The organism is Lonsdalea britannica (assembly GCF_946477055.1).
Lineage (GTDB): Bacteria > Pseudomonadota > Gammaproteobacteria > Enterobacterales > Enterobacteriaceae > Lonsdalea > Lonsdalea britannica_A.
The window spans coordinates 1-4,697 of the sequence record NZ_CAMKXG010000264.1 but is presented as its reverse complement, the minus strand read 5'-3'; the positions used below and the strand labels follow the sequence as shown (position 1 = coordinate 4,697).

The following is a 4,697-nucleotide window of genomic DNA, read 5'->3' as shown; positions in this document are numbered from 1 at the left end:
TCCAGGTATCACGCCAGCGGCTAGGCTGATGTTTTTCGCGATAAATATTATCGGAAAGCATACTTGGCCGCTTTGATTTTGTTTAATTTGATTGGGCTTTCTTCAAAAAAACCTTTCATAACAATGCATTGCCTTTTCTTGGTGCTTTGAGGTGCTTTACTTCTGTGCGGGTTGATTAGCTTCAATTTATGGTTTTTGTGTACACTCTTGTGTATACGGAAATCGGAGTGTACACATTGCTTACCAACACCAAACTAAGAAAAGCGCTCGGTAAACGCCGTGAGAAAGTAGAAGTCATTTCAGATTCTCACGGGCTAAACGCCAGGCTAACTATCTCGGGAGGCGTCACATTCTTTTATCGCTATCGATGGAACGACAAGCCGGCACAGCTAACCATTGGTGATTATCCGTCGATATCCCTCTTACAGGCAAGGGAACGAAGGCAGCAATTTCGCTTATGGATAACAGAGGGATACGATCCACGTAAGCAGGTGGCGTTAGAAAGGATAAAAAAAGTCGACGCAATGACGGTTCAAGAGGCGTTCGATTACTGGGAAGAGCATTACTGCAAGCCTGAAGGGCTAATCAAGATTCACAAAAACCGTCAGGATTTTCAAAACCACGTTATGCCCGTACTGGGAAGCATGGTCGTCAATCACACGACCAAAACCCACTGGCTAAATCTGTTTGATGGTATGGGAAGACGTGTGATTACTGGTCAAATCCTTAGCTTGATGCAGCGTGCCTTTAGATTCTGCCATAACAGGGGCGTGATTGACGTCAACCCGCTTGCAGATTTAAGACGGTCTGACGTGGCGATCGCTGCCGCTATGAAAGACAGAGTTTTATCCGATGATGAAATCAGAACAATTTGGAATGCTCTGGAGGATATGCCCGTAAGACAGCAAATCGTTATGCGATTTCTGATGATGACTGGCTGCCGAAGCACAGAGATCAGGACAGCGAAATGGGAATGGTTTAATTACAGCGAAAAAACCTGGACGGTGCCAGGTAGTGAATACAAAACGGGTAAGACGGTGAGAAGGGCGCTACCTGATGCAGCGATAACCATGCTGAAAAGTCACCAGAAAGTTTCAGTGACTAAACACGTATTGACCCGGTCACGTTACAACGGGCCAAGTGATGATAAGCCCCCGGCTCAGCCAAACGTTTCATTCTTCTCTGCTCAAATAATTATGAAGACAGGTATGAAACAGTGGTCGCTTCATGATCTGAGAAGGACGGTGGCAACGCGCCTTTCAGAACTTGGCGCGCCACCACATGTTATTGAAAAATTGCTTGGTCATCAGATGGCAGGGGTGATGGCACGTTATAACCTTCACGACTACCTGAGCGATCAACACCAGTGGCTTAAGGTTTGGGTCCAGCACCTTGAGACGGTGATTGGTCATCAGTTGGAGTAGCATTAACCTCGTCTTCCCATTTAAGCACATCAGCCTTACGCCACCGTTTAGGGCTCCCTCCAATAGCTGGCTTGGGAAAAGGACGGCTGAAACATGCAGGCATCCGCGCTGGTGTGCTCCAAAAATAAAGGGTGCTACGAGAAATCTTATAGCGCGCCATAATTTCACTGGTCACCATAATTTCAGAATTGCTATGGATACTCTCTCCGCCATTAAAATCCATGTTTTTCCCCCTCCAAGTCTTCGATCCGCGCCAGCAGTTTGGCATTCTTCTCCCGCTCCGATGACTCCCGACGGATAGCGGCGTTCAGGTCATTCAGCATCGAGTTCAGCGCGTCCCGCTGCGCCGTCATCTCATGCACCATAGCCCGCAGGGTTTCGTTGTCCGCCAGCAGTTCTGTGAACTTGGTGATCACCTGTAGGCTAAACGGGCCATCGCCGTTCAAACCCATCGCATCTGAAACGTTATTAATGCTCAGAGTTGTCGCTGACAGGTTGCCGTTTAATTCGATATTTTTTGCTTTCAGGGCTGCGTTTTCTTTCTGCAGGTTTGCGAGCGCCTGCATGGTGGACGGCCGGGACTCAAAATCCGATTGCTCAGTTTGCATAATTCTTTCTCCACGCTGTTTTCAGGTTGAGTTAATCCCTCACCGTGAGGTGATGTTGTCAGGTTTAAAGGTAGGGATGTGGCGGTTAATTGATGATTAGCGATGGCTTTCCGAGGCTGATGTGGGCGCCGGGAACGTCGATACCAGCTTCGAGCTGTTTTTTGATAGCCAGCTTGTTAGCTTTAATGATGGTTTCGTAATCAACAAACTCTGAGGGTAGGGCCGCTTCATCTGTAATTTTCACAGATTTTGATGGGGCGCGAACGGTCACTTGATGCAGTCCAGCTTTCAATGACTTTTTTCCAGCCGCTTCCAGTGATGCCGCTACATATTCCTTCATTTTGGCTACCCGGCTTTCCGTAGCTTTTGCCCTTTCCGATAATGAGCGAGACTCTTCTTTAAGAGCGTCGGCGTAAGCAAGCTCGTTTTTACAGATTGCGAGAATCTGTTCAACCTTTGCCTCCATCGCCCATTCGATACCTTCGAGCGTATCGGCTATCATTTCTGGGTCCATGTCGGAGTTTGTCAGCTTCGCAAAATCATTCGCTATTTCGTACAGGGCGGTCATTGTTGCGCCTCCAGTTTGGCTTTGCATTCGGCATAAATCGCTTGAACGCTTTGTTGCACCTTCATGCCGGTAGTCATCAGGTAAGCTGATTTAAACGTTTCCTTTAGCTCGTTCATTGACTGGCATTCCGGCATCAGGTCGCATAATTCATTCAGCTTGTTATCAAATTCTTTCTGTTTTTGTTGGTCTGCCTCTATCACCTTCTCTTCAGGGACGTATGGCATATCGGGTTCCGTGTACACGCCTTCGTACTCATTTAGTACGCTGGTTGCGTGATCCAGTCGCTCAGACCGAGGCCAGTATTTGCTCGCCCGCTTAACAATTGTCTTCCGTGCCATTTCTTCCCAGAAATTCTTCCATGGTCCATTTTTGGCCTTGCTGGTTGCTTCTGTCGCTTTGATCTCCGCAAGGCTCATTTCTTCAGTGAGGTAGTCACCACCGGGCGTTTTTATTGTGCAATAGCCACCTACCACCGCGCCGCGATCGCCAAATGCGTTGTATTTGTGCGTTGGCGCCGTATCGAGGCCGTTTGACTCATAGGTGTCGTTTGAATAAACGAGTTTGCACTGGCCCCACAGGATGCATCCGGATGATTGGGCGAGGTGGAGCAGGCCCATGTAGCTGATATCAAGGCAAACCATCCCATCACGAGGAACCAGATAAGCCAGTTTGCTTACAGGGTTGAGAGTTATGCCTATTGCGGCGACGTTGATTATTGCGTTCTGGGCGCTGGTTGGATTGGCGATGGCTGTTTTCGCCAGATAATCGTTCTTCTGAAAAAGCTGAATAGCGAACTGGCTTTCCTTTGCCCACGCCACCGAATTATCTGATACCGCGCCGACGAATAGCGGCTCCTGTTTTTTGACGAACTCAATGAGGTCGAACGACATTGAATGCCTCCCGATCATGAATTTTTAACATGGTTATTTCTTCCTGATGGATTTTGATTTCACGCTCTAACCGGCACAAAGCAAGGTGATAGCAGACGTCCTGCATGTACTCGTCGGTGATGTCGTGATAGCCCTCTACCTCTATAGCTTCGCTAATGAAGTCCGTGGACTCGTTAAGTATTTCACGCCACATGCGCTCGACTGCCAGCCGATTAAGTTGGCTCATGTACTCCTCTGCGTACGCATCAACCACTTCACGCGATTCGGGAGATAGCTTTGATAAACGCTTGTCGAGAATATCCATTACGGCTGCCCCTTCTGGCTTAGGAAATCAACGATGATCTGCCAAATTGACTTGCGCGGCGGCGGGGTGAAGCTGGCGCCTGAAAGCACGTTGCTATGATGGAATTGGATATATTTACGTGCGTCGAAACCGGAGCTACCCACATGGGCAGCCCCAACAAATGAATGTTGCATGGGTAACTCCTAAAGGAATAAAAAAAAGCCCTCCTGAGAGGGCAATAGGGTGGGTAACATCGTAAGCCGCATATAGCGGCGTGGTTTCCCGGTGTTGGCGAAAATTCGCGATTAAATTAGTGGTATGGATTTGCCTTTGAACTTCTGCGTACCGCGGCAGGTAATGTTTTCACTCTTACGATGGCCGGCAGCGTAGATAGCGACGTTAGGCAAACACTGTCCTGATGACGGTAATACCTTCTCGCTACGAGCTGGCTTCATCTTGCCGTCGATGGTGCTGACCGCTTTCTCAACGCGGCCCTGCGACTGTTTGCAATCGGCGCCAAACACCGCATCAATGATCCCGCACAGCGAGTCACGTTCGATTGCCGCTTCCCGGCGGCGCGCCTGACGACGTGTCTTGGCGTTACCGCGTGGTGATGCTGATTTGCCGTAGATAATCGTTGCCATGATTTCCCCCTCAGATGGTTTTGGTGGTGGTGGCTGGCGCCGATCTCCAGCTGGACAGTGACCGCGCATTGCAGCCAGCTGCCTCTGCAGCAAATTCACCACCCCAAAAACATCTTGGTAATTTCGCGCTTTGTCAGCGCATCAGATTCTTAATGAGCATCCCGTTTCCGGGAACGGCTGGTTGTTTCGTTTGCCGCGTCGCTGTTTCGTTGCGATGAATAAACAATACCGCAAGTATTAATCCTGTCTCTTATACACATCTGACGCTGCCGACGAAGAG

At 49.1% G+C, this 4,697-nt stretch carries 7 protein-coding genes; 1 reads left to right on the top strand and 6 read right to left on the bottom strand.

Features of this window, described 5'->3' with window-relative positions; translation table 11 throughout:
• Positions 1-236: 236 nt before the first annotated feature.
• Entirely contained in the window at positions 237-1,424 is a 1,188-nt protein-coding gene (locus tag Q7O77_RS14805; RefSeq protein WP_304168848.1) for a site-specific integrase, read from the top strand.
• Positions 1,425-1,636: 212 nt separating this feature from the next.
• On the opposite strand, the gene Q7O77_RS14800 is transcribed toward Q7O77_RS14805, so the two are convergent.
• From Q7O77_RS14800 to Q7O77_RS14775, 6 genes are all read right to left on the bottom strand, one after another.
• Positions 1,637-2,032: a hypothetical protein gene (locus Q7O77_RS14800; protein WP_304168845.1), complete on the bottom strand. Its 396-nt coding sequence runs from the start codon at positions 2,030-2,032 to the stop codon at positions 1,637-1,639.
• Positions 2,033-2,117: 85 nt separating this feature from the next.
• A complete protein-coding gene (locus Q7O77_RS14795) occupies positions 2,118-2,600 on the bottom strand; it encodes a siphovirus Gp157 family protein (RefSeq protein WP_304168842.1) in 483 nt (160 codons plus the stop codon).
• Positions 2,597-3,490, bottom strand: a complete 894-nt coding sequence (locus Q7O77_RS14790; RefSeq protein WP_304168839.1) for a RecT family recombinase — start codon at positions 3,488-3,490, stop codon at positions 2,597-2,599. Before Q7O77_RS14790 ends, Q7O77_RS14795 begins: the two co-directional genes overlap by 4 nt.
• Positions 3,471-3,794: a hypothetical protein gene (locus Q7O77_RS14785; RefSeq protein WP_304168836.1), complete on the bottom strand. Its 324-nt coding sequence runs from the start codon at positions 3,792-3,794 to the stop codon at positions 3,471-3,473. Before Q7O77_RS14785 ends, Q7O77_RS14790 begins: the two co-directional genes overlap by 20 nt.
• Positions 3,794-3,967 carry a hypothetical protein gene (locus Q7O77_RS14780; RefSeq protein ID WP_304168833.1) on the bottom strand — a complete coding sequence of 58 codons (174 nt, stop codon included), beginning with the start codon at positions 3,965-3,967 and terminating at the stop codon, positions 3,794-3,796. Before Q7O77_RS14780 ends, Q7O77_RS14785 begins: the two co-directional genes overlap by 1 nt.
• 111 nt (positions 3,968-4,078) lie before the next feature.
• Positions 4,079-4,417: a regulator gene (locus tag Q7O77_RS14775; protein WP_304168831.1), complete on the bottom strand. Its 339-nt coding sequence runs from the start codon at positions 4,415-4,417 to the stop codon at positions 4,079-4,081.
• Positions 4,418-4,697: the final 280 nt, after the last annotated feature.